This window comes from Pseudomonas sp. CBC3 (genome assembly GCF_037967085.1).
Lineage (GTDB): Bacteria > Pseudomonadota > Gammaproteobacteria > Pseudomonadales > Pseudomonadaceae > Stutzerimonas.
Map to the genome: position 1 here is coordinate 798604 of NZ_JBANEO010000001.1, position 24627 is coordinate 823230.

The following is a 24627-nucleotide window of genomic DNA, read 5'->3' on the forward strand; positions in this document are numbered from 1 at the left end:
CCGTGGGCAACGAACCCATCATGCAGGTCGGTCAGTACCTGCAATCGTTGCTGGGCTACTGGTGGCCGTTCTGCCGGATCATGGCCGTGTTCAGCCTGGCGCCGATGTTCAGCCACAAATCGCTAAGCGTGCGCGTCCGCGTGCTGCTCGCCATCGCCCTGACGGTGGTGCTGACGGCCGCGCTCCCAGCCGCGCCGGCGCTCGACCCGCTGTCGCTCAAGGGCATTCTCACCGCGTTCGAGCAGATAGCCATGGGCCTGCTGCTGGGCCTGGCGCTGATGCTGGTGTTCACCGTGTTCACCCTGATCGGCGATATCGTCTCGACCCAGCTGGGGCTGTCCATGGCAGTGTTCAACGACCCTATGAACGGCGTGTCGTCGGCGTCGATCATCTATCAGCTGTACTTCATCCTGCTGGCGCTGCTGTTCTTCGCCATCGACGGGCATCTGGTAACCGTCACCATCATCTACCAAAGCTTCGTCTACTGGCCGATCGGCAGCGGCATCCATTTCGACGGGCTGCAAACCATCGCCTGGTCAATGAGCTGGGTGATTTCGGCAGCCTTGCTCATTGCCCTGCCGATCGTTTTCTGCATGACGATCGTGCAGTTCTGCTTCGGCCTGCTCAACCGCATTTCGCCGGCGATGAACCTGTTCTCCCTGGGCTTCCCCATGGCGATCATCGCCGGGCTGGTATTGATCTACCTGACCCTGCCGAACCTGTCGGAAGCCTATCTGCACCTGACGCGTGAGCTGCTGGATAACATCGGCGAGATCCTGCGGAGCGGTCGCGATGTCTGAGCAGAACAGCAGCCAGGACAAAACCGAAGAGGCCTCCGAGCAGAAACTCAAGAAGAGTCGCGACGACGGCCAGGTCACCCGCTCCAAGGACGTCGCTACCACGGTCTCGCTGCTGGTGACGCTGTTGGTACTCAAATTCAGCATCGGCTTCTTTTTCGATGGCATGCAGCAGGCGTTCAGCTACTCATACATCAACTTCCACGAAAGCGAGATGAGCCTCGACGATCTGCAGCTGATTCTTACCCACAACCTGCTGCTGTTCGTCAGCGTGCTGTTGCCGTTGCTGATCACACCGATTCTGGTCATCGCCTTTGGTCTGGTGCCGGGCGGTTGGGTATTCGCCTCGAAGAACTTCGCGCCCAAGTTCAGCAAGCTCAACCCGATCACGGGCCTGGGGCGGATGGTCGGCGCGCAGAACTGGACCGAGCTGCTCAAGTCGCTGCTGAAGATCACAACGCTGCTGGGCGTCGCCATCGGCCAGCTATATTACGCAGCGCCGCAGCTGATCGCCCTGCAGCGAACCGATATCGCCAACGCCATCGGCGGTGCCTTTTCGCTGACGTTCAACCTGGCCATCTCGCTGCTGTTGGTATTCGTGCTGTTCTCACTGATCGACATCCCGCTGCAGCGCTTCTTCTTTCTGAAAAAAATGCGCATGACCAAGCAGGAGCGCAAGGAAGAGCACAAGAATCAGGAAGGCCGCCCCGAAGTGAAGGCGCGTATCAAGCAGCTGCAACGCCAGCTGGCCCAGCGCCAGATCAGCCGGGTGATAAAGGATGCCGACGTGGTGATCGTCAACCCGACGCATTACGCGGTGGCCTTGAAGTACGACCCGAAGAAGGCCGAGACGCCCTTCGTTATTGCCCGTGGCGTCGATGAAACCGCGCTGTACATCCGCAAGCTGGCCCAGGCCAACGGGCTGGAGGTGGTCGAACTACCGCCGCTGGCGCGGGCGATCTACTTCAGCACCCAGGTCAACCAGCAGATCCCGGCACCGCTCTATACCGCGGTCGCCCATGTGCTGACCTACATCCTCCAGCTCAAGGCCTGGAAGCAGGGTCGGCGGGCCAAGCCCAAGCTGGCAAGCGACATCCATATTCCCGAAGAATTGTTCAACCGAGCCCGAACATGAGCCTGATTCAGAAACTGACGCCGACCTTCAGCAGCGGTCGGATTGGAATCCCGCTGATCATCCTGTCGATCCTGGCGATGATCATCCTGCCGCTGCCTCCGCAGCTGTTGGACGTGCTGTTCACCTTCAACATCGCCATGTCGATTCTGGTGTTGCTGGTCAGTGTGTCGTCGAAAAGCCCGCTGGACTTCTCGCTGTTCCCGACAGTGATTCTGATCACCACGCTCATGCGCCTGTGCCTTAACGTCGCATCGACCCGGGTGGTGCTGCTCGAAGGTCACACCGGCACCGGCGCGGCGGGCAAGGTGATCGAAGCCTTCGGCGAGGTGGTGATCGGCGGCAACTTCATCGTCGGCCTGGTGGTGTTCATCATTCTGATGATCATCAACTTTATCGTCATCACCAAGGGCGGCGAGCGGATATCGGAAGTCACCGCGCGCTTCACTCTGGACGCCCTGCCGGGCAAACAGATGGCTATCGACGCCGATCTCAACGCCGGCCTGGTGACCAACGAGGAAGCCAAGGCGCGGCGCCAGGAAGTAGCCAAGGAAGCCGACTTCTACGGTGCGATGGACGGTGCTTCGAAGTTCGTTCGCGGGGACGCCATCGCCGGCATCCTGATCCTGCTGATCAACCTCTTCGGCGGTTTCGCCATCGGTGTCTTCGTTCACGATCTGGCGGCGGGCGAGGCCTTCAAGCAGTACGCCCTGCTGACCATCGGTGACGGTCTGGTGGCGCAGATCCCGGCGCTGCTGCTGGCTACGGCGGCAGCGATCATCGTCACCCGGATCAATGAATCCAGCGACATCACTAGCCAAGTACAGCGCCAGTTGCTGGCCAATCCAGCGTCGCTGTACACCGTGGCCGGCATCCTGTTCGTCATCGGCCTGGTGCCGGGCATGCCACACCTGGCCTTCATCGGCTTCGCCGCGCTGATCGCATTCATCGGCTGGCGTGTCTCGCTGCAAGAGCCGCCAGCTGCCGGCGCCGATCTCAAGGAAATCCAGGCCATCGGCCAGGCGATGGACAAGGAAAAGGCGCAGAGCCTGGCCTGGGAAGACATTCCGCTGGTCGAGCGGCTGTCGATTTCCTTGGGCTACAAGCTGGTAGGGCTGGTCAACGAAGCCTCCGGTGCGCCCTTGCCGGCACGGGTGCGCGGCGTTCGGCAGACGCTGTCCGAGCACCTGGGCTTTCTGCTGCCGGAAGTGCAGATTCGCGACAGTCTGCGGCTCAAGGCTTCGCAATACGACATCTACATTAACGGCGAGAAGATCGATGGCGCCGAGCTGCACGCTGACCGTCTGATGGCGATTCCTTCACCGGAACTCTACGGCGAGATCGACGGCATCCTCGGCATCGACCCGGCGTACCGCATGCAGGTGGTGTGGATTCAGCCGTCCGACAAGTCGCGCGCGTTGAACCTGGGTTATCAGGTAATCGACTGCGCCAGCGTGGTCGCCACGCATCTGAACAAGGTGGTGCGTGAGCATCTGCCGGACCTGTTCAAGCACGACGATGTCGAGCACCTGATGCAGCGTCTGACCGTGCAAGCGCCCAAGCTCGCCGAAAGCCTCAAGGCCGCGCTGACCTATACCCAGCAAATGCGCGTCTACCGCCAGCTGCTGCTGGAAGAAGTGCCACTGCGTGACATCGAAACCATCGCCAGCACCTTGCTTGAATGCAGCGAAACCACCAAGGACCCGGTGCTGCTGGCAGCCGACGTGCGTTACGCGTTGCGCCGCAGCATCGTCTCGATGATCGCTGGCGATCGCCGCGAACTGGCCGTGTTCGTGCTGGAAAACGCGCTGGAAAACACCCTGCTCAACGCGCTGGCCATCGCCCAGCAGGCCGGTCAGGTGAGCCTGGACAACATTCCGGTGGAGCCGAGCCTGCTCAACCAGCTGCAGAACAGCATGCCGGTGGTGAAGGAAAAGCTGCGCAAGGATGGCCATCCGCCGATCCTCACCGTGATGCCGCAGTTGCGCCCGCTGCTGTCACGCTACGCGCGGGTGTTCAGCCCGGGCCTGCATGTGCTGTCGCAAAACGAGATTCCGGATCGGGTGGGAGTGAACATTCTCGGCACGTTAGGCTAGCAACAGGTCTGGACTATGCCTTTGCGGCATCCGTCTGGTGGCGGCACCCAGTCGCCCCGTAAGCGTTGCCGCACTGCTGCGAATATGCCTCGCCTAACCGGCTCCGCCGCGGGTTGCCAGTGCAGATCAACGCCGCCTGGGCAGCAGTTGCGCAACCATTTCGACGAAAGCTGGGCAAGGGCGATCGAGAGCAAAGCCCATCTCGAATGAATCACGCCGTGAATCCTTGCGCACCCATTGGCAGATCACAACAACATCGACCTCGCGCAGCCGCTCACCGTGATCCGGCACGTGTAGGCACATCTCATAGCAGCCACCAATGACCAGGGGTTGCCTGGCCACTAAACGCAGACCGCCGATGGAAAGGTCGCCGATGTAGCCCATGGGATCGCCGCTGAGACGATTGGTCACCTGTATACGGCTCAGATGACGGAAGGTAAGGCGGCTGTGTTGGCGCATGGCGAAACTCTGCAGTCCTTTGTTCGGCAACAGCCGGTGTCACCGCGGCCGCGGCGACGGGCGTGGTGTAAAAGGCAGCAGGCGACCAGATCGCAGGGAAAATTAAGCGCCGGGGATAATATTTTCCCCCTGGCAGTTCAGGCCCGCACCTACTCCGCGCAAGCAGCTAGCGCTCCGGCTTCTGCGGTTTACGGTGCTGCAATGCGTCGTCTTCGCTGACTTCGTCGGCCATGTTCGGCGGCACGTTGTAAGCGCCGCCGGGTACGTCACTGCGGTCGCCGCCGGCGGCTTCGCCATTGGTTTTGCCACCGGCCCGGTCGATGCGCTGGTCGTCGCGGTCGGTGATGGCGTCGAGATTTTCCTTGCCGCGTTCGGATGGGTTCATGGGGGACCTCCGTCTGGTTTCGCTGGAAAACATCTGTGTACCTGGTAGGAAGACGACGCCTCTCGGAAGTTGCATGAAGACTCACCTTGCGGGATGACCGGCCACTCGACGGGTGCGCTGAACTTATCCGGTTGGGTAAAGGCCAAAACAGCATCGGGGGACTTCCTCCTTAGCCGCTGTGTGAGCTTATGCAACTGACTCGAAGCCTACCCATGGATGCCGCTCCCGTTGCGCCCGAGATCGCAGCGCCGTCCCGAGCGCTCTATTTCGCGCTGCTCGATGCGCCGGCCAGCGAGAGCGTGCGTGCCGACGCCGCGCAGTATCTCAACGCTCAGTTGGAGACCGCGGCGGCACTGCCCTGCGATCTACCGCCGGACCCGGCAGGGCTCGGCGAATGGCTCGAAGCGCATACCGCCAAGGTTGGCTGCGAGTATCAAAGCTATCTCGATGCACGCCGCGCCGGTGCGCCGCGCCGCTATTTCTCCAGCAAGGCCCACGCGCTGCATTTTCTGCAAGGCGTGGCGCCGACCAAACTGGTCGACGGCGCCTGGCTCTATGGCCTGTTGCAGCGCTGGGACGACGCGCGCTTCACGGCGTTGATCCAGACCTATCTCGAAGAACTCGGCGAGGGGCAGCCGGAAAAGAATCATGTGGTGCTTTATCGCAAGCTGCTCGCCAGTCAGGGGTGCGACGACTGGCAGAATCTGGATGACGAGAACTTCGTCCAGGGTGCGATCCAGTTGGCGTTGGCCGAACATGCCGAGCATTTCCTGCCCGAGGTGATCGGCTTCAATCTAGGTTATGAACAGCTGCCGCTGCATCTACTGATCAGTTCGTACGAGCTCACCGAGCTGGGCATCGATCCCTACTATTTCACGCTGCATGTCACCGTCGACAACGCCGACAACGGCCATGCGAAGAAGGCCATACAGGGCCTGCTAGCGGCCTGGCCGCAGATCGGGGACAGCGAGAAGTTCTATCGTCGGGTCATTAACGGCTATCGCCTCAACGAGCTTGGCGCCAGCACGCTGTCGGTGATTGGAGGCTTCGACGCCGAGCAGGAAGTGCTGCGCGTGCTGGAGAAAAAAGCCGGTGTCGGGCAGTTCGTGCATTCGGACTACTGCCGCTTCGATGGTCGCACGGTGAACCAATGGCTGGCCGAGCCGGAACAGATTCCGCAGTTTCTCGATACCCTGCAGCGCCGCGGCTGGATCAAGCGCCACGAAGACCCGCAGCACAGCCGCTTCTGGCAGCTGATGGCCGGCGAACAGGGGCCGATGTTCGGCGTATTCAGCGCCCATGAGCAGCAGCTGATTCACGACTGGATTGCTGGCGACTGGCTGGCCGAGCAGCCATCGACCCGCGGCAAGCCGCACCCCGCTCTGGCGCAGCGCCAGAGCCAGTTCAGCGGTCGCCGACAGGCAGCCAACGAACGTCCGGCCAAGCCGGCACTGGTGCAGAACCGAAGCCAGACGGTCAGTGACTTCGATCAGGAGACGCAACTGCTAGAACAGCAATTGGCACAACTGCCCAATCGTGACGCTCGCATGCGTCACCTGTTGCCTTTGCTGTCTCCGACGCGCCACCACAGCGCCGCCGGCCTTCTGGCCACCAGGATCTTCACCGGACTCTTCAACTGAAACCGTTCAACTGAGGCGAATTCGCCAGGGAACCCCATGACGCTGGAAAATGCCCAAGACCGTGCGCTGCTGCACTTGGCTCAGGCGCTGCGCGAGCGCGGCTATCACTTCATCACCCCCACTCCGTTGACCCACGAGCGGGTCAATCAACGAATCGAAAACGCACTGGCCAAAGACCTGAGCGGCGTCTTCGGCTGGAGCCGACCGTTTCAGCATGAGCTGCTGCCTCCGGCGCTGTTCAGCCTGATGGATCAGGCCGGCGTACTGGCACCCAGCGATTCGCGCTGGCGCAGCCAGGTACGGCTGTCGAGCCTGGATGGTCAGCTATTCGTGCATTCGGCTTACCCCACCGATGCGCCGGACGCGGTGTTCTTCGGTCCGGATACCTACCGTTTCGCCAACGCCATTCAGGCGCACCTGAATAACCATCAGGGCAATATCTCTCGTGCCGTGGATATTGGCTGCGGTTCCGGGGCCGGCGCCGTGCTCACGGCACTGGCTCGACCACAGGCTGAAGTGCTGGCGGTGGACATCAATCCATCCGCGCTGCGCCTGACCCGCATCAACGCGGCGCTGGCCGGTGCTGACAACCTGCGAGCCCAGCACAGCGACTTGCTCAAGGATGTCGATGGCGAATTCGATCTGATCCTGGCTAACCCGCCCTATCTGATCGACCCCAGCGAGCGCGCCTACCGCCACGGAGGCGGGCCGCTAGGGGCCGGGCTGTCGCTGGCGATCTTCGACAGTGCGCTGGAGCGCCTCGCCCCGTGCGGCACGCTGCTGCTCTATACAGGCGTGGCGATGGTCGACAATCGGGACCCCTTCCTGAAGGAAGTCAGCCAGCGCCTCGAAGGACGCGGCCTGCAATGGCGCTACCGCGAAGTCGACCCGGACGTGTTCGGCGAAGAATTACTCGATGGCGCCTACACCGAATGCGACCGGATCGCCGCGGTGGTGCTGGAAGTGACCCGGCCGGCAAGGTGATCGACGCGACGCGTCAGTGGGAATTGTGAGTTGCATCCATCCTATGAGTCGGCCGGCGCTCCGGGCAGCGCTCGGCTCAGACTGGCAGCAGCACTAGGCACACCGACAGCGTGATCAGCGAGCCCAGGGTCGAGTACAGCACCACCCGCGATACGCGTGACGCCTCGCGACCATAGAATTCAGCGAGCATGTACGGGCCGGTACCGGTGGGTAGCGCACTCAGCAGCAACGCCGAATAGGCCCACAGCGCCGGCAGCTCAAACACCTCGAAAGCCAGATACCAAGTAATCAGCGGCTGCACCACCAGCTTCAACATCACCAGCGGCCAAACGCCGGTTGCCGTGCCGCCAGGCTGCGGCTGAGCCAGAAACAGTCCCAGCGACACCAATGCGCAGGGCGCCGCCGCCGCGCCCAGCAACTCGAGCAAGGTCGCCAGCGGCACCGGCAACACCAGCCCGCTCGCGGCCCAGACGCCACCCAGCAAAGGCGCCACCACCAGCGGGTTGCGCAGCAGCGCGCCGCTGACCTTACCCAGCGTACGAGTGAAGCCCTGTCCGGCGTGCAACCCGGTTTCCACGCAAGCCAAGGCGATGGCGAACAGCACACAGACAACGATGATCGACGCCACCATGGCCGGCTGCAGCGCTTCGTCACCGAGCACCAGCATGCACAGCGGAATCCCGACGTAGCCGGTATTGGCGTAGGACGCGCCCAGCGCATCGAGGCTGGCATCGACCAGCGGCTGCTTCTGCAACAGCCGATAAATCAGGGTGAAAGCGAATACGCCGAGGCAGCCCACCGTGAAGGCGACGATGAAGCCCGGCTGCCAAAGCTGTTCCCAGGTCGAGGTGGCGATCACGCTGAACAGCAGCGCGGGCAGCCCCAGCCAGACGACGAAGCGATTCAGTTCGGACGCTCCGTTCGGGCCCATGCGCCCCGTGCGGCGGCACAGAAAGCCAAGGAAAATCAGGGCAAAAACCGGCAGGACGACATTGACAACGGCAGACATGGTTTCTCAACGGCAGGCTTGCCGGCAGTAGATGGCGGCGCGGGGGGTGTTGGCCGGGGTAAGCCGGCGGCAAACCTTAGCAAAAAAATTAAGGTCTTCGCGGGTTTGGGTGCTTGGGGTTTGGACGTTTTGCTTCAAGCCGGTTATTGAGTTGCCTGGAGGTATGGTTTCGCCATGCTGGCGAGCCTGCGGCTCTCATAGAACGCTTTGTTTCAAGCCGGCTATCGAGTGGTTTGAAAGCGCGGTTTCGCCCTGCTGGGCGAGTCACTTTTTTTCAGACGCGAAAAAAGTAACCAAAAACGCTGTGCCCCTGCATCCGGCCCCGGCTGCGCCGGGGTTCGTTCGCCGAATCGCCGCTCCAGGGGCACGGGCTAGGCGCCCCCGCACGAAGGGCCATCCATGGCCCACCGCGCCTCTCGCGGCATCCATGCCGCTCAACCCCTTCCACGACAATTCCGCTCACCCTCTTGATGGGGCATTTCGCGTCGCCTGATGGTTCGCGCAAAGAAAACAAGAGCAAAAGAGCAAAAGAGACCGCCAGACGACTCGGATTACCGCCCCTTTCAGAAGGCCGAATGGAATCGCTGCGTAGAGGGGCGAGCGGCATGGATGCCGCGAGAGCCGTGAAGGGCCATGGATGGCCCTTGCGCGGCGACCCTCGGAGCAGCGATGGAATGAGGGAAGTCGAGCGCAGCGAACCGGGGACGCCTAGTCCGGATGCAGGGGCAAGATCTTTTAGTTCCTTTTGGCGGGGCCGGCCATCCAGGCGACTGCCAAAAGGGACTCGCCCAGCAGGGCGAAACCGCGCTACCAAACAACTCGATAACCGGCGCAAACCAAAACTCTCAAACTTCCATCAACCCCAACGTTCCCGGCGCTTTCCAACAGAAAAACGCCGCGCCCAGGGCAACCTCAATGCAACATAGTCGACGGACTATACCCATTAGGCTCAGCCCGCATGGCCGCAAACTCCGCCTCGACGCGCCCACGCATGGCATCAGGCGACTGCGAGAAGCCGCTGCGATCACTGTAATCCCACTCAATGACCTCCTCGCTTTCCGCCGCCAGCCCCTTGGCACACGACAGGTCAAGCGCAGTCACACCGGCCACGGCGCCTGCGGCAATCGCGGCATTCACCTGTTCGGTACCCTTCTCGATGCTCATGCCGAGCCCGGCCAGATCCAACACATCGCCACCGATGCGGGCATAGACCCAGGGCTTGGGATCGTCGCTCAACAACAGGCCGAGGCCGGTGACCACTTCCCGGGCTCCGCAGGCACGGACCAGCCCTTCGTTGCCGGGTACGCCCAGGAAACGCGCCAGCGTGCCTGGCATAGCCAATTGCGCAACGCCCAGGCCAATGCTGAACCAGCCAAGGCCTCGGGCCAGCGTGCGGGCCGAATGATTGGTACGGGTTACTCGATGTGGAACGCTCATGAATCAGTCCCTCCTCGGGGCGTGGAGAAGCCGCCCGCTTCCCTGCAGCAGGGAAGCGGAGCGAAGCCCTCAGGGCTTGAGAACGACCTTGATGCAGCCGTCGTGCTTGTCGCGGAAGGTCTTGTACATCTCCGGACCCTGCTCGAGGCTGACGCTGTGGGTGATGACGAAGGACGGATCGATCTGCCCTTCCTGGATGCGCTTGAGCAGATCGTCGGTCCAGCGATTGACGTGTGTCTGGCCCATGCGGAAGGTCAGCCCTTTGTTCATCGCCGCGCCGAACGGAATCTTGTCGATCAGCCCGCCGTAGACGCCCGGAATCGAGATGATCCCGGCCGGACGGCAGACGTAGATCATCTCGCGCAGTACGTGCGGGCGATCGGTCTCCAGCATTAGCGCCTGCTTGGCGCGGTCATACATGGAGTCGATGGAGCGCGCCGCGTGCGCTTCCATGCCCACCGAGTCGATGCACTTTTCCGGGCCTTTGCCGCGAGTCAGTTCCTTGAGCCGTTCGAGCACGCTCTCTTCATCGAAATTGATAGTGATGGCGCCGCCGGCGCGGGCCATGGACAGCCGCTCGGGTACGTTGTCGATGCAGATCACCTGTTCGGCGCCCATCATGATCGCGCTGCGGATGGCGAACTGGCCAACCGGTCCCGCGCCCCAAACGGCCACGGTGTCGGTGGGCTGAATGTCGCATTGCGCCGCGGCTTGCCAGCCGGTGGGCAGGATGTCACCGAGAAACAGCACCTGCTCATCGGTCATGCCGTCGGGGACGACTACCGGGCCGACATCGGCATACGGCACGCGGACGTATTCGGCCTGGCCTCCGGCGTAACCACCAGTGAGGTGGGTGTAGCCGTAAAGCCCGGCGGTGGTGTGGCCGAAGACCTTGTCGGCCACCTCCTTGTTGCGATTGGTGCGCTCGCACACGGAAAAATTGCCGCGCCGGCACTGGTGGCATTCGCCGCAGACGATGGTGAAGGGCACCACCACGCGGTCGCCAACCTTGAGCTTCTTGTTGGCCGAGCCGACCTCCATCACCTCGCCCATGAACTCGTGGCCCATGATGTCGCCGTGCTTCATGCCAGGCATGAATCCGTCGTATAGATGCAGGTCGGAGCCACAAATGGCGCAGGAACTGACCTTGATGATGGCGTCGCGCGGGTCCTCGATGGTGGGGTCGGGGACGTGGTTGTCACAGCGGATATCGTGCTTGCCGTGCCAGCGTAGGGCTCTCATGAAAAATCTCCTGGTTCGGTGTTCGAAAACGCCGCCGTGGTGGTTCTTCCTGATTGATCGCCGCTGGGGCGGCAGCTGCTCCTGACCCGACTGCCGCCATATGGCAGGGCGCGCGGCGTGCGTGCTAACAAATTTTTAGTAAGCGCCGCGCCGCCAGAGTTGCCTGAAATATCGCAATGATGGCCAAAACACCGACGGGCTGTTGTTGTGGCTGCGGCTCAACCCTTGCCGGGACGGACGCTGGCGTAGCCGTTGCGATAGCTCGAATAGTGCGGCGTCCAGCCCAGGGCGCGGGCACGCGCATTGCTGCAGCGCTTGCTGCCGGCCCGGCGCGTCATCGTCTGCTCCGCCCAGTGGGTTACCCCGAGTCGCTCGCGTAGCCAGTCGATGACTTCATGCAGCGGCGCCGGGTCGTCGTCGACGCCCAGATAGCAGTCCTGCAGATCACCTCCACGCAGATCGGTCTGTAGCAGACAGGCCAGCAGCGCGGCGGCGTCGTCGCGATGAATGCGATTGCTGTATTGCGGCGGTTCGCGATCGACACGCAAGCCCGCGCGGACCTGATTCTGCATCCACGGGCGGTCCGGGTCGTAAAGCCCGGCCATCCGCACCAGCGTAGTCGGGATGTCACTGCCAAGCGCCAGCCGCTCGGCTTCAAGCATTACCTGCCCGGTATAGCCGGTGGGCTCGGTGGCAGACGTCTCGTCGATCCATTCACCCTGATTTTGCGCATAGACGCCGGTGCTGGAGAGGAAGATCAAACGCTTGGGACGCTGGCCGCGCTGTTGCAGCCAGCCGAGCGCATTGCGCAGCCCATCGACATAGGCGGCGCGGTAGCCCGGTTCGTCGTGCTGGCTGGCCGATGCGGCGTAAACCAGATAGTCCAGCGTGCCGTTGGGCCAGCTGCGCGGAACCTGGACGGAAGCCAGATCGCCTTTGACCGGCAGGATCGGCACCGGCAGGCTCGCTGCCTGGCGGCGCAGGCCATAGACCGTCCAGCCCGCTCTGCTCAGTTGCAGCCCAAGACGAATGCCAATATCACCGCAGCCGGCGATCATTACCGAAGGACGATTTGCCATGGTCGGTTACTCCTTAACCGTTGCGGACCACCCAGTCGGCCCGCCTTGCCTGAGTGTAACGCTGCCGTGGCTTGGCCGCTGATCAGCTTGCATGGAACGGCTATTGGCCAGTTGGTTCGAACACGAGCAAAGGCTATGCTAGCCGGCACTCTGATGGAAACTCGCTATGACACTGACTGAACTGCGCTATATCGTCACGCTCGCCCAGGAATCACACTTCGGCCGCGCCGCCGAACGTTGCCATGTCAGCCAGCCCACCCTCTCGGTGGGGGTGAAGAAGCTGGAGGACGAACTCGGCGTGCTGATTTTCGAGCGGACCAAGAGCGCGGTGCGGCTGACGCCGGTGGGCGAAGGCATCGTCACCCAGGCGCAGAAGGTGCTGGAGCAGGCGCAGAGCATCCGCGAACTGGCTCAGGCGGGCAAGAACCAGCTGGCCGCCCCCCTCAAGGTCGGCGCCATCTATACCGTCGGCCCCTACATGTTTCCGCACCTGATCCCGCAGCTGCACCGCGTGGCGCCGGACATGCCGCTGTATATCGAGGAAAATTTCACTCACGTCTTGCGCGACAAACTGCGTACCGGTGAATTGGACGCCATCATCATCGCGCTGCCCTTCCAAGAAGCCGATGTACTGACACTGCCGCTCTACGACGAGCCGTTCTACGTGCTGATGCCGGCCAACCATTCATGGTCCAAGAAAGAAACCATCGACGCCGAAATGCTCAACGACAAGAGCCTGCTGCTGCTCGGCGAAGGCCATTGCTTCCGCGATCAGGTGCTCGAAGCCTGCCCGACCACCCGCAAGGGCGAGGCGCCAACCCACACCACGGTGGAATCCTCCTCACTGGAAACCATCCGTCATATGGTTGCCTCAGGGCTGGGTGTATCCATCCTGCCGCTGTCGGCGGTCGACAGCCATCACTACTCGGCCGGTGTGCTGGACATCCGTCCGCTGACGCCACCGGTGCCCTTCCGCACCGTGGCGATCGCCTGGCGCGCCAGCTTCCCGCGCCCGCGGGCCATCGAGGTGCTGGCCGACTCCATCCGCCTGTGCTCGGTCGCCAAGCCGCCTGCCGCGAACGCCTGAACCCATGAACGAGCTTGCGACCGTCCCGGTCACTGCGCTCAAGGGCGTCGGCGCGGCGCTGGCCGAAAAGCTCGCCAAGGTCGGCCTGGAAACCCTGCAGGACGTACTGTTCCACCTGCCGTTGCGCTATCAGGACCGCACCCGCGTGGTGCCCATCGGTGCGCTGCGCCCCGGTCAGGACGCGGTGATCGAAGGTGTGGTGACCGGCGCCGACATCGTCATGGGCCGTCGGCGCAGCCTGCTGGTGCGCCTACAGGACGGCAGCGGCACGCTGAGCTTGCGCTTCTATCATTTCAGTAACGCCCAGAAGGAAGCCATGAAGCGCGGCACTCAGCTGCGCTGCTATGGCGAAGCCCGCCCCGGCGCCTCGGGGCTGGAAATCTACCACCCCGAATACCGTGCTTTGACCAGCGAGCCAGCGCCGGTCGAGCAGACGCTGACGCCCATCTACCCGACCACCGAAGGCCTGACTCAGCAGCGCCTGCGCAACCTGAGCGAACAAGCGCTGGCCCGCCTCGGCCCGCACAGTCTGCCCGACTGGCTGCCCGAAGAGTTGTCACGCGACTACCGATTGGCGAAGCTCGACGAGGCCATCCGCTACCTGCATCGACCGCCGCCGGATGCCGATCTGGAAGAGCTCGCCGAGGGCCGCCACTGGGCCCAGCATCGCCTGGCCTTCGAGGAACTGCTGACCCATCAGTTGTCGCTGCAACGCCTGCGCGAAAGCGTGCGCGCCCAACAGGCACCGCAGCTGCCACCGGCACGAACCCTGCCGCAGCGCTATCTGAACAACCTCGGCTTCCAACCCACCGGCGCGCAGCAGCGCGTTGGTGCCGAGATCGCCTATGACCTGGCCCAGGACGAACCCATGCTGCGCCTGGTGCAGGGCGACGTCGGTGCCGGCAAGACGGTGGTCGCCGCGCTGGCCGCACTACAGGCGCTGGAAGCTGGCTATCAGGTGGCGCTGATGGCGCCCACCGAGATTCTTGCCGAGCAGCACTTCATTACCTTCTGCAAATGGCTCGAACCCCTGGGCATCGAGGTCGCCTGGCTGGCCGGCAAGCTCAAGGGCAAGGCCCGCGTTGCTGCATTGGAACAGATCGCCAGTGGCTGCCCGATGGTGGTCGGCACCCATGCGCTGTTCCAGGACGAAGTGCGCTTTCGCAACCTGGCGCTGGTGATCATCGACGAGCAGCACCGCTTCGGCGTGCAGCAGCGCTTGGCGCTACGGCAGAAGGGCATCGACGGCCGGCTCTGCCCGCATCAGCTGATCATGACCGCCACGCCCATCCCGCGCACCCTGGCGATGAGCGCCTACGCCGACCTGGATACCTCGATCCTTGACGAACTGCCGCCGGGCCGCACGCCCGTCAACACCCTGGTGATCGCCGACAGCCGCCGTCTGGAAGTCATCGAACGGGTGCGCGCCGCCTGCAACGAGGGCCGCCAGGCGTATTGGGTCTGCACCCTGATCGAAGAATCGGAGGAACTCACCTGTCAGGCCGCCGAAACCACCTTCGAAGACCTGTCAGCGGCGCTGGGCGGGCTCAACGTCGGGCTGATCCATGGCCGTATGAAGCCAGCGGAAAAGGCTGCGGTGATGATCGAATTCAAGGAGGGCCGGCTGCAACTGCTGGTTGCCACCACCGTGATCGAGGTCGGCGTCGACGTGCCCAACGCCAGCCTGATGATCATCGAGAACCCCGAGCGTCTGGGCCTCGCCCAGCTGCATCAGTTGCGCGGCCGGGTCGGGCGCGGCAGCGCCGCCAGCCATTGCGTGCTGCTCTACCACCCGCCACTGTCGCAGATCGGCCGCCAGCGCCTGGCGATCATGCGCGACACCAATGACGGTTTCGTCATTGCCGAACGGGACCTGGAGCTGCGCGGCCCCGGCGAAATGCTCGGCACCCGCCAGACCGGCCTGCTGCAATTCAAGGTCGCCGACCTGATGCGCGACGCCGATTTGTTACCCGCCGTGCGTGACGCCGCGCAGGCCCTGCTGGCGCGCTGGCCGCAGCACGTCAGCCCACTGCTTGAGCGCTGGTTGCGCCACGGCCAGCAATACGGGCAAGTCTGACGCTCGTCGGTAAACCCAAACCGCACTAAACCTAAGGCTATACTGCGCCGCATGGGAATAAGACGGATCACTTGCTCATGAACTCGGCTGTCGACACAACAACACAAATCTCGCTTCCGCCAATGATCATCCAGCTTCTCGACAAGCTGGCGTTGCCTTACCGCACCTGTGAGGACCGCTCCGATCTGGACCCGGCTCGGCGCGTGCAGGCCATATTGGTCGACGACGCCATCGGCGCGTTGCTGGTGCTCTACCCCCGCGATCATTTGCTCGATCTGCCGAGGCTGGTGGAGCTGACCGGGCGCCAATTGGTCGCGGTCAAACCCGAGCGGTTGACCCGCATGCTGTCCAAGCACGATCTGCAGGTATTGCCTGGCCTGCCGCCGCTGACCAGTTCGCCCTGCCTGTACGAGGAACGACTGCTGGAGCAGCCGGAGCTAATGATCGAGTCGGGACAGCCCGGGTTGCTCCTGGCGCTGTCAAGCGGCGACTTCAAGCAGCTGCTCAGCAAGGCCAGCGCAGGCCGGTTCGCCGTGCCGCTGAGCGAGATCCGCCTCAACCTCGACCGTCCCGAACAAGACAGCGCAGAAATCACCCAGGCGGTGCAAAGCTTCACAGCCCGGCGCATCCAAAAGCGTCTGGAAGAAACCATCGAAATTCCACCCTTGGCGCAAACGGCACAGAAGATCATCAAGCTGCGCGTCGATCCCGACGCCACGGTGGATGACATCACTGGCGTGGTCGAGACCGACCCGGCGCTGGCCGCACAAGTGGTCAGCTGGGCCGCCTCGCCGTACTACGCCGCGCCCGGCAAGATCCGTTCGGTGGAAGATGCCATCGTGCGGGTGCTCGGCTTCGATCTGGTAATCAATCTGGCGTTGGGTCTGGCGCTGGGCAAGACCCTGAGCCTGCCCAAGGACCAGCCGCAGCAGGCGACACCCTACTGGCAACAGGCGATTTACACCGCGGCGGTGATCGAAGGACTGAACCGCGCAATTCCCCGTGTCCAGCGTCCGGAGGCGGGTATCAGCTATCTGGCCGGGCTGCTGCACAACTTCGGCTATTTGGTGCTGGCGCATGTGTTTCCGCCGCATTTCTCGTTGATCTGCCGGCATCTGGAGGTCAATCCGCACCTGAGCCACAGCGTCATCGAAAAGCACCTTCTGGGTATCACCCGCGAGCAGATCGGCGCCTGGTTGATGCGCTACTGGGGCATGCCGGACGAGCTGTCCACCGCACTGCGCTTCCAGCACGACCCGCTCTACCAGGGCGAACATGCCGCCCATGCCAATCTAGTCTGTCTGGCGATACGCCTGTTGCGCAATCGCGGTATCGGCTCCGGCGCCTACAGCGAAATTCCGCAAGAGCTGTTCGATCGCCTCGGCCTAAGCCGCGAGAAGGCCAACGATGTGGTGAACAAGGTGCTGGACGCCGAAGTCGCCTTGCGCGCCCTGGCGATGCAACTGCAACCGCCGCATTGATTGATCGATGAAAGGCAGCGCCGCTCAAGGCGCTGCCCTGATGATGCAGCTCTAGCCGCCGGCGCGGAAACTTGCCCGCGCATCCACCAGCCCGTCGCCGACCTGGCTGATACTGACCTCCACCAGGCTCGCGCCTGCGGCCTGCAACTCGTCGAACCAGCGCAGCAGGCTGGCGTAGGAAGCGCCGGGCAAGGTCACTTGCAGGCTGCCGTCATTACCTATGTCGAAGCTCTCGATGACCAGACCGCTCTGCTGTGCACTCTGGGTCACCAGCCCCTGCAGCTGTTCGGGCGCCAGCGAGACCGGGTTGCTGCGCGACATCTGCCGCGCCAGTTCGGTGTTCTGCTCCAGGTAGGCGTGCAATTCACGCTCCTGCTGAAAATAATCTCGGGCGTCGTGCACCCGCTGTTGCGCCGGTTGCCAGAGCAGCAGGTAGAACAGCACCGCCAGCAGAAAAGAGCCGAGCAGCGTCAGCGATAGGCGTTCGCGCGGTTGCAGGCGCTGCCAGCGCAACCACATGGGCGACTCGGCCAGGCGCACCTGCATCTGTTGTTTCAGGTTCATCCCCGACCTCCTATCACCACGCGGGCACTGACGGCGTCGCCATCACGGTTGGCCGAGCCCAGCTGGACAGGCTCGCCGGTTTCACCCAGGCGCTGGCGCAACTGCTCCAACGCCGCAAAGTCGCTGGCGCGAACCTGCAGGGCCAGATCGCCGCGGGCCTGGTTGTAATCCAGCTGGCTGATCGACACTGGAACGCCCTCAGCCATGGCCAGCGCTACTTCGTTGAGCAGACGCATGAATTCGGCCGAGGTGCCGGAGCTCTGACCGATGTGTTCGTCGAACTGCGCACGCAGGTTGACGATGCGCTGATCCTCAGGAAACAGCTCGGTGTAAAGCGCTCGGCTGGCGTCGGCGTAACGATCGGCCTGGCGCTCCAGCGACCAGGCCTGCGCGAAGTTGAAGACCAGCTGCACCGCGAGCACCAGCGCGAGTACGATCAGCGCCGGCTTCCATTGCCCCAGCCCGCTGCCTGCGGTCTGCATGGCGAAGTCGCCCTGCGCCAGGTTCAGTGCGGCGGCACGGCCCGAAGCGAGGAAGCGGTATGGATCGTCCAGGTGCTGATAATCATCGAGCGGCTCGGGTGCGTCGGCAAGGTTGCCATGCGCATGACGAGGTGCCGGACATTGGGCGGCCAAATGCGGCCACTGGCTGCTTTCGAAAGCCAGCCTCGCCTCCGGCGCGCCGCCCAGCAGCGCACGCTCCCCGATGAACAGCAGCTGGGTATCGTCACGGGGCAGCAGATCGGCATCGACGTGAATGGCGACGATGGTCAGCCCCAGCGCCCGTAAATCCTCCAGCCAATCGGCCAGCAGCTGCCGACGAATCGCGATGACCCGCCGACGGCCATCTTCCAGCGCGTCGCCGTGAGTCAGGTGCAGATCGTCGACGTTCTCGGCCAGCAGCTCTTCAACCGCATAGGCCAGCGCCTGACTGATCCAGCGTGCCTTGCGCGTCGGCAGATTGACCGCGAAATAGCTGCAGGCCTCGGCCGGCAGCACCAGCGTCACCGCGACCGGCGTCTGCTCGGCGCATTGGGCGAGCGGCATCCAGCCGCCTTCGCCGTCGCCCGGCAACCAGTAGACCTGGGTATCGGTGGCGAGCCGGGCACCGCAGTCGGCGGGCAGAAACAGGCAATCCATCAGCTATCGCTCTCCATCGTTGGTTTGACGAGGCAGTCGTGGCGGCTGCCCCAGGTTGCGCTGAAGGACGCGGACATCACCGTTTTCCTCGCGCCGCAGACGGCTCACCAGGGCCATCCGCCGATCGGCCAGCCGCACTTCGCTAGTGGCCTGGAAGTATTGACTCGCCACCGCCAGACGGATGCCCTCAAGTTGGACACCGCCAAGCGCCGGTTGCGCCGTGAAACTCGCAACATCGCGAAACCCACCAGCCTGCCGCACCTGAACCAGCGCCTCGGCGGCACTCAGGCTAAGGCTGTCGGCGAGGCTCGACAGCACCATTGCGCTGGCGGTGTTGACGTTCAACGGGGTGTCTGCCGGCAGCGCGGTGACATAGGGCGCCAGCCGCTGGAAGTCTTCGTCGCGCATGTCGAGCAGCAAGCGCAACTCGGACAAGTCCTCCATACGGCTCCCGGCAGTGCGGTAGGGCGGGACGAGCAGCAGATAGGCATTGTCCTCGGCGCCCAGCTCGCCGCTGGGCTGCTGGTCGCTGTCGAGCCAGTCCACCAGCCGCTCGGCGTAGGGCTCGGTGATTTGCAGGCGCAGCAGCAGCCGGCGGAACTGTGCCAGCGCCGCCGCATTCTGCTGTTGCTCTTGCACCAGGCTGTTGAGGTTGAAACGTCCCGCCAGGTCCTCGATGCGGATCTGCACCTGGCCCTGGCCTTCGTCGAGGTCGTAAGCCGGCTGCGGCAACGCCCAGGGTTCGAGCAGGTGGTCGACGGGCGGCTGCCCGGTGCTGTTGCCGCCCTCGGTGCCATTGCCGGTGCCGGTGCCGGTGCCGGTGCCGGTGCCGACGCTAGAGGCGCGCAGATCGCGGCGCAATATCGACTGCGCGAGCGCTTCCCCACCCAGCCCGTAGTGCCAGGCCTGACGCGCCTGCGCCTGGTTGGCGGTGCCGCGGATCGACAGCTGCTGACGGGCGATCATGCCGGCGCAGACGACGGTGACGATGGCCACCACCAGCAGCACGGTGATCAGCGCGACGCCGCGCTGGGCTTTCATTGCATCTCTCCTACGCCGCCGGGCTCGGGAACGCCCTGGGAATCCGGTTGGATGAACTGTGGCGCCGACGTAGGCCCGTCCGGCAGGCGCAGCAGCCGGGTGATAGTGCCGTAGCGCAGGTGATCGAAGGACACTTCCACCGCGACCGGCAAGCGTCGCGCCTGTTCTTCCGGATTGCCGCGACCAAAATCGAACGGCGGCCATTCCTCGTGCCAGCTGTTTTCAGCGTCGAGATAACGCAGGCGCAGCTCGGTGACATCGTCCAGCACCCGTTGCACGCGCGGTTCGCTGTCCAGATCACGGTCGAGCACGGTCCAGTAGAGCCGTTCCAGGCTGTCACCACTGAGGCGCCAGCGAACCCGTTGCAGATTCGAGCGAAGCAGCCCGGTGGGATTGCGCCAGCCGCTGCGGGTCAGCTCCAGGGCCGCGCCGCCCTCCAAGCTCGACAGCTGACCGACCAGGGCATTCTGCTCGTCACCGTAGCCATCACGCACCGGCCGCGGCACGGCCTGTATCAGGTCCTGTTCGAGGCGCCACACGGCGCGGCCAAGCTGGCGCAACCGGGTTTCCTGGGCGCGCACCACCTCATCGCTGCGCAACACGGCTTCGAGCATGCGATAGGTCGCCAACCCCAGCAGCGCGAACAGCGCGATGGCGATCAACAGTTCAAGCAGAGTGAAGCCCGCCACGGCACGACGCATCACTGATCGACTCCGACGAAGCCGGTCAGGCTGGTGACGGCGCGCCTCTCTATCGAACCGGTGTTGCCGCGACGCGATTCAGCGGCCGCCACCCAGACGCGGATGCGCAACAGGCCGGGCGTTCCGCTGGTCTCCACTTCACTGAGGGTCTGCCACTGGCGGCCGCCGAATTCCAGCTGTCGATCTTCGCGACCAATGCTCGGGGCCGGTTGTTGCAGTTGCAGTTCGGTGAGGCGGTTATCGGCGATCCAGCCCGCCAGCGTCAGCGCTTCCAGCCGTCCGGCGTTGCTCACGCTGCGGCCGGCGGCGGTCAGTACCACTGCCGCGACGATGGCGAAGATCGCCAGTGCAACCAGTACTTCCAGCAGGGTGAACCCCCGCGCTCGCGGCAGGCCGTTGCTCATCGGCGCTCTTCCAGCGGTTCGGCGCGGGGCATGCGAAAGCCATCGCTGGACACGGTCCAGCCGGTACCGCCCGGTCTTTCGTCGGAGAAGGTCAGGGTGAAGGGCGAAAGCTCGCCGCTCGACAGGATCAACAACTGCGGCTGCACGCGCGGCGCGCTGCGGCGCTCACGATCCTCGTCATCGGACAGGCCGATAGGATCATCCTCACGTTTGACCGGTGCTACCAACTTCAGCGGCGAACCTTCGAGCTCGAGTTCCAGACGCATCCAACCCGGTGCCCGGTGCGCCTGGCCGTCGCCGGCATTGAGCCAGCGTGCCTCGGCCTCGTCGTAGTGCATCACCCGGTAACCGTCGCGGCTGAACAACAGCCCGTACTCACGGCTGTCGAGCACGGCCTCGTCGGCCATCAGGCCGATCAGCGTCGCCAGGCGTTGTGCTTCGTCGCGAATCTCGCGCGATGAGTTGGTACCGCCGATCGAGAGCACCGCCAGCCCCACCAGGCCACCGAGGATGACGATCACCACCAGCAACTCGATCAGCGTAAAGCCGCCCTCCCGGCGCGCCCGAGGCATGGATCAGAGGTCCCAGTTACCGATGTCCGCGTTCAGGTCGGAGCCGCCCTGCTTGCCGTCGGCGCCGTAGGAGTAAAGATCGAACTGGCCCTGAGTGCCCGGTGATAGGTACTGGTATTCGTTACCCCATGGGTCTTTCGGCACACGCTTGAGGTAGCCGTCGCGGTTCCAGTTCTTGGGTTGCGGATTGCCGCCGGGCTTTTCCACCAGCGCATCGAGGCCCTGCTGGGTGCTGGGGTAGGAATAGTTGTCCAGTTTGTACATGTCGAGGGCAGCGCCGATCGCCTTGATGTCGCCCTTGGCCACGGTCACCTTGGCCTGATCCGGGCGATTCATCACCTGCGGCACCACCAGCGCGGCGAGGATCCCGAGGATCACCACCACCACCATGATTTCGATGAGGGTAAAGCCCCTCTGCTTGCGTTCGTTCAACGTCATGCTCGTTAGCCCACCAGTTGATTAAGTGAAAGAATCGGCAGCAGGATCGCCAGGACGATCACCAATACCACGGCCCCCATGAATACCAGCATGAAGGGCTCGAAAAGTCCCACCAGCAGCGAAATCTGCGCGGCCAGGTCGTTTTCCTGATTGCGCGCGGTGCGGGCGAGCATCTGATCGAGCTCGCCGGATTTCTCGCCGCTGGCGATCATGTGCAGCATCATCGGCGGGAATTCGCCAGTGGCGTCCAACGCGCGGGTCAGGCTGCCACCTTCACGCACGCGCTGCGCCGCCTCGATGACTTTGTCGCGGATGCGCAGATTGGCGATCACCGCTGCAGCGATGCCCAGCGCATCCACCAATGGCACACCGCTGCGGGTAAGAATCGCCAAAGTCGAGGCGAAACGCGCGGTGTTAGTCGCCCGCGCCAGCCGCCCGACCAGCGGAATGCGCAGGATCACGGCATGCCAGCGACGCTTGATCTTCTCGTCGCGCAGCGCCTGCCGCATGCCGATCGCGGCCACGACGATCCCCACGAACATCAGCCAGCCCCAGCGCTGCACCGCCTCGCTCACGGCGATCAGCCCGGTGGTCAGCGCCGGTAGTTCCTGCCCGGTGTTGACGAAGACCTTGACCACATCAGGCACCACGTAACCCAGCAGCAACACCACGATGGCCAGCGAGGCCACCAGCAGGATCACCGGATACAACAGTGCCAGCTGAATCTTCTGTCTCGATTGCTGGCGTTGGTCGGTGTAGTCGGCCAGCTGATCGAGCACCAGCCCCAGATGCCCGGCATGCTCGCCGGCCGCGACCGTGGCGCGATACAGCTCGGGAAACGCCGATGGGTATTCGCGCAGCGATCCGGCCAGGCTATGCCCTTCCATCACCCGAGCGCGGACCGCCAGCAGCATCGACTTGATCTTCTGCGAAGTCGCCTGTGCCGCCGCAGCGCGCAGCGCCTCTTCGATGGGCAGTGCAGCCTGGACCAGGGTAGCGAGCTGGCGAGTCACCAAGGCCAGGTCGCGCGCCGACAATCCCCGACCGAAAGCGAAGCCCCCGCCGCCGGTATCTTCCTTGGCCTTGGCCTGCTTGACCTCCAGCGGCGACCATTGCTTCTCGCGCAACAGCTGACGCGCCTGGCGCGGGCTGTCCGCTTCGATCAGGCCCTTCTGCTCGCGACCGCGCGGGTCGAGCGCCAGGTACTCGAAGGCGGCCATCAGGCAGGATCTCCGGCAAGCCGGCTATCGGTTCCACATAAACCCGATCCGCTTGCATGCCTGCACGGCGCCTGCCGGTCAATGGCGTTCATCTCACTCCTCACGTGTCACGCGCAACACTTCTTCAATGGTGGTCACGCCTTCGCGCACCTTGCGCAGCCCGTCTTCGCGAATACTCGGGCCCAGCCGGCGAGCGTGACGAAGCATGTCCTGCTCGGCTACGCGGGTGTGGATCATGCTGCGCAGGGTGTCATCGAACATCACCAGCTCGTAGATGCCGGTCCGTCCACGGTAGCCCAGCTGCCGGCAGACGTCGCAACCCTCGGCGTGATACAGCGTAGGCGCCTCGCTCGGGTCGATACCGAACAGCGCGCATTCGGCTTCATCGGCAACATAGGCGCGTTTGCAGTCATTACACAGCACCCGCACCAGGCGCTGGGCCAGCACGCCGAGCAGCGACGAGGAAATCAGGAACGGCTCGACGCCCATGTCCACCAGTCGCGTCACCGCACCGATAGCGCTGTTGGTGTGCAGCGTGGAAAGCACCAGGTGACCGGTAAGAGAAGCCTGCACTGCCATGTCGGCGGTTTCCTGGTCGCGGATCTCGCCGACCATCACCACGTCCGGGTCCTGACGCAGGATGGCGCGCAAACCGCGGGCGAAGGTCATATCGACTTTGGTGTTGACCTGGGTCTGGCCGATGCCTTCTAGGTTGTATTCGATCGGGTCCTCGACGGTGAGGATGTTTCGCGTGCGGTCGTTGAGCGTGACCAGGCTTGCATACAGCGTGGTGGTCTTGCCCGAACCGGTCGGGCCAGTGACGAGGATGATGCCGTGGGGTTTCTGCACCGCCTGCTCCATCACCCGCCGGTCCCGGTCGCTCATGCCCAAATGGCGCAGCGTCAGCCGCCCAGCTTGCTTGTCGAGCAGACGCAGCACCACCCGCTCGCCGTTGGCCGAGGGCAAGGTCGACACGCGAATATCTACTTCGCGCCCGCCGACCCGCAAGGAAATACGGCCGTCCTGGGGGATGCGCTTCTCAGCGATGTCGAGCCGCGCCATGACCTTGATCCGCGACACCAGCAACGCCGCCAGCTCGCGCTTGGGCTGCACCACTTCGCGCAGGATGCCATCGATGCGGAAGCGGATTACCAGGCGTTTCTCGAAGGTTTCGACGTGGATATCCGAGGCGTTTTCCTTGATCGCCTCGCCGAGAATGGCGTTGATCAGACGAATGATCGGCGCATCGTCTTCCTGTTCGAGCAGGTCCTCGGTTTCCTGAATCTGGTCGGCCAGGCTGTGCAGGTCCATCTCATCGCCCAACCCCTCGACCATCAGCATCGCAGCCGAAGAGTCGTGCTGGTAGGCGGCACCGAGCGCCTGATCGAACGCCTCTGGCGTCAGCCATTGCATCGGCAACGGCCCACCGGCCACGCGCTGAGCTTCCTGCAGCGCAGTCAACGGCGCCCCCTCGCGCACGCATAAACGCAGGCCTTCAGGACGATCCAGCAGGATCACACCATGGCGCCGAGCGAAGGCGAAGGGCAGACGCGCGGGGAGCAGATTACCTTCGGCGGACGGGGGCAACATAGAAAACTTCCTGATTGGAGCTTGGGTAAAGTCGAGAATTCTGCTGAAAAAAT

Annotated in this window: 23 protein-coding genes; 8 read left to right on the top strand and 15 right to left on the bottom strand. The window is 63.7% G+C overall.

The features are described from left to right. Positions 1-20: 20 nt before the first annotated feature. The 3 genes from fliR to V6943_RS03620 are packed head-to-tail and all read left to right on the top strand — an operon-like array spanning position 21 to position 4025. Complete coding sequence (fliR, locus tag V6943_RS03610) at positions 21-800, top strand: flagellar biosynthetic protein FliR (RefSeq protein WP_340553020.1); 780 nt, start codon at positions 21-23, stop codon at positions 798-800. After that, positions 793-1932, top strand: a complete 1140-nt coding sequence (flhB, locus tag V6943_RS03615) for a flagellar biosynthesis protein FlhB (protein ID WP_181099312.1) — start codon at positions 793-795, stop codon at positions 1930-1932. Before fliR ends, flhB begins: the two co-directional genes overlap by 8 nt. Continuing rightward, entirely contained in the window at positions 1929-4025 is a 2097-nt protein-coding gene (locus V6943_RS03620; RefSeq protein ID WP_340552628.1) for a flagellar biosynthesis protein FlhA, read from the top strand. The genes flhB and V6943_RS03620 overlap by 4 nt, the downstream gene beginning before the upstream one ends. 126 nt (positions 4026-4151) lie before the next feature. On the opposite strand, the gene V6943_RS03625 is transcribed toward V6943_RS03620, so the two are convergent. Both V6943_RS03625 and V6943_RS03630 read right to left on the bottom strand, forming a co-directional pair. Then, positions 4152-4484, bottom strand: a complete 333-nt coding sequence (locus V6943_RS03625) for a PilZ domain-containing protein (RefSeq protein ID WP_131649325.1) — start codon at positions 4482-4484, stop codon at positions 4152-4154. 166 nt (positions 4485-4650) lie between these two features. Beyond that, on the bottom strand, positions 4651-4869 hold the full coding sequence (locus tag V6943_RS03630) for a hypothetical protein (RefSeq protein WP_181099308.1): 219 nt from the start codon (positions 4867-4869) through the stop codon (positions 4651-4653). 188 nt (positions 4870-5057) lie between these two features. Between V6943_RS03630 and V6943_RS03635 the strand changes: the two genes are divergently transcribed. Together V6943_RS03635 and V6943_RS03640 are read left to right on the top strand one after the other, a co-directional pair. Then, positions 5058-6509 (top strand): iron-containing redox enzyme family protein, encoded by a 1452-nt coding sequence (locus tag V6943_RS03635; protein ID WP_340552629.1) that lies wholly within the window; start codon positions 5058-5060, stop codon positions 6507-6509. A 36-nt stretch (positions 6510-6545) separates the two neighbouring features. Continuing rightward, on the top strand, positions 6546-7493 hold the full coding sequence (locus V6943_RS03640) for a methyltransferase (RefSeq protein ID WP_181099304.1): 948 nt from the start codon (positions 6546-6548) through the stop codon (positions 7491-7493). A 76-nt stretch (positions 7494-7569) separates the two neighbouring features. Here the strand turns inward: V6943_RS03640 and V6943_RS03645 are convergent, their stop codons facing one another. The 4 genes from V6943_RS03645 to V6943_RS03660 form a co-directional block, all read right to left on the bottom strand. Further along, complete coding sequence (locus V6943_RS03645) at positions 7570-8502, bottom strand: AEC family transporter (RefSeq protein WP_131649321.1); 933 nt, start codon at positions 8500-8502, stop codon at positions 7570-7572. A 912-nt stretch (positions 8503-9414) separates the two neighbouring features. Further along, complete coding sequence (locus V6943_RS03650; RefSeq protein ID WP_340552630.1) at positions 9415-9939, bottom strand: transcriptional regulator; 525 nt, start codon at positions 9937-9939, stop codon at positions 9415-9417. 69 nt (positions 9940-10008) lie between these two features. Further along, the gene (locus V6943_RS03655; protein WP_340552631.1) at positions 10009-11181 is read right to left on the bottom strand and encodes a zinc-dependent alcohol dehydrogenase; all 1173 of its coding nucleotides are present in this window, start codon (positions 11179-11181) and stop codon (positions 10009-10011) included. 218 nt (positions 11182-11399) lie between these two features. Then, positions 11400-12260 (bottom strand): NAD(P)H-binding protein, encoded by an 861-nt coding sequence (locus V6943_RS03660; protein ID WP_131649315.1) that lies wholly within the window; start codon positions 12258-12260, stop codon positions 11400-11402. A 166-nt stretch (positions 12261-12426) separates the two neighbouring features. Here V6943_RS03660 and V6943_RS03665 point away from each other — a divergent pair, with 166 nt between their 5' ends. From V6943_RS03665 to V6943_RS03675, 3 genes are all read left to right on the top strand, one after another. Beyond that, positions 12427-13347, top strand: coding sequence for a hydrogen peroxide-inducible genes activator (locus tag V6943_RS03665; protein ID WP_131649314.1), 921 nt, complete (start codon positions 12427-12429; stop codon positions 13345-13347). 4 nt (positions 13348-13351) lie between these two features. Further along, the gene (gene recG / locus V6943_RS03670; protein ID WP_340552632.1) at positions 13352-15424 is read left to right on the top strand and encodes an ATP-dependent DNA helicase RecG; all 2073 of its coding nucleotides are present in this window, start codon (positions 13352-13354) and stop codon (positions 15422-15424) included. A 77-nt stretch (positions 15425-15501) separates the two neighbouring features. Beyond that, positions 15502-16905, top strand: coding sequence for an aminoacyl-tRNA deacylase and HDOD domain-containing protein (locus V6943_RS03675; protein ID WP_181099299.1), 1404 nt, complete (start codon positions 15502-15504; stop codon positions 16903-16905). Positions 16906-16956: 51 nt separating this feature from the next. On the opposite strand, the gene V6943_RS03680 is transcribed toward V6943_RS03675, so the two are convergent. From V6943_RS03680 to gspE, 9 genes are all read right to left on the bottom strand, one after another. Beyond that, positions 16957-17469, bottom strand: coding sequence for a type II secretion system protein M (locus tag V6943_RS03680; RefSeq protein WP_340552633.1), 513 nt, complete (start codon positions 17467-17469; stop codon positions 16957-16959). Next, on the bottom strand, positions 17466-18608 hold the full coding sequence (gene gspL, locus V6943_RS03685) for a type II secretion system protein GspL (RefSeq protein ID WP_340552634.1): 1143 nt from the start codon (positions 18606-18608) through the stop codon (positions 17466-17468). Before gspL ends, V6943_RS03680 begins: the two co-directional genes overlap by 4 nt. A 3-nt stretch (positions 18609-18611) precedes the next feature. Continuing rightward, positions 18612-19649, bottom strand: a complete 1038-nt coding sequence (gene gspK, locus V6943_RS03690) for a type II secretion system minor pseudopilin GspK (protein ID WP_340552635.1) — start codon at positions 19647-19649, stop codon at positions 18612-18614. Then, positions 19646-20350 (bottom strand): type II secretion system minor pseudopilin GspJ, encoded by a 705-nt coding sequence (gene gspJ / locus V6943_RS03695; protein WP_340553021.1) that lies wholly within the window; start codon positions 20348-20350, stop codon positions 19646-19648. The genes gspK and gspJ overlap by 4 nt, the downstream gene beginning before the upstream one ends. After that, complete coding sequence (gene gspI / locus V6943_RS03700; RefSeq protein ID WP_340552636.1) at positions 20350-20754, bottom strand: type II secretion system minor pseudopilin GspI; 405 nt, start codon at positions 20752-20754, stop codon at positions 20350-20352. The genes gspJ and gspI overlap by 1 nt, the downstream gene beginning before the upstream one ends. Beyond that, positions 20751-21326, bottom strand: a complete 576-nt coding sequence (gene gspH, locus V6943_RS03705) for a type II secretion system minor pseudopilin GspH (RefSeq protein ID WP_340552637.1) — start codon at positions 21324-21326, stop codon at positions 20751-20753. Before gspH ends, gspI begins: the two co-directional genes overlap by 4 nt. 3 nt (positions 21327-21329) lie before the next feature. Further along, on the bottom strand, positions 21330-21764 hold the full coding sequence (gene gspG, locus V6943_RS03710) for a type II secretion system major pseudopilin GspG (protein WP_222910293.1): 435 nt from the start codon (positions 21762-21764) through the stop codon (positions 21330-21332). A 5-nt stretch (positions 21765-21769) separates the two neighbouring features. Then, the gene (gene xcpS / locus V6943_RS03715; RefSeq protein ID WP_197444821.1) at positions 21770-22984 is read right to left on the bottom strand and encodes a GspF family T2SS innner membrane protein variant XcpS; all 1215 of its coding nucleotides are present in this window, start codon (positions 22982-22984) and stop codon (positions 21770-21772) included. A 93-nt stretch (positions 22985-23077) separates the two neighbouring features. Next, the gene (gene gspE / locus V6943_RS03720) at positions 23078-24574 is read right to left on the bottom strand and encodes a type II secretion system ATPase GspE (RefSeq protein ID WP_181099294.1); all 1497 of its coding nucleotides are present in this window, start codon (positions 24572-24574) and stop codon (positions 23078-23080) included. Between the last annotated feature and the right edge of the window lie 53 nt (positions 24575-24627).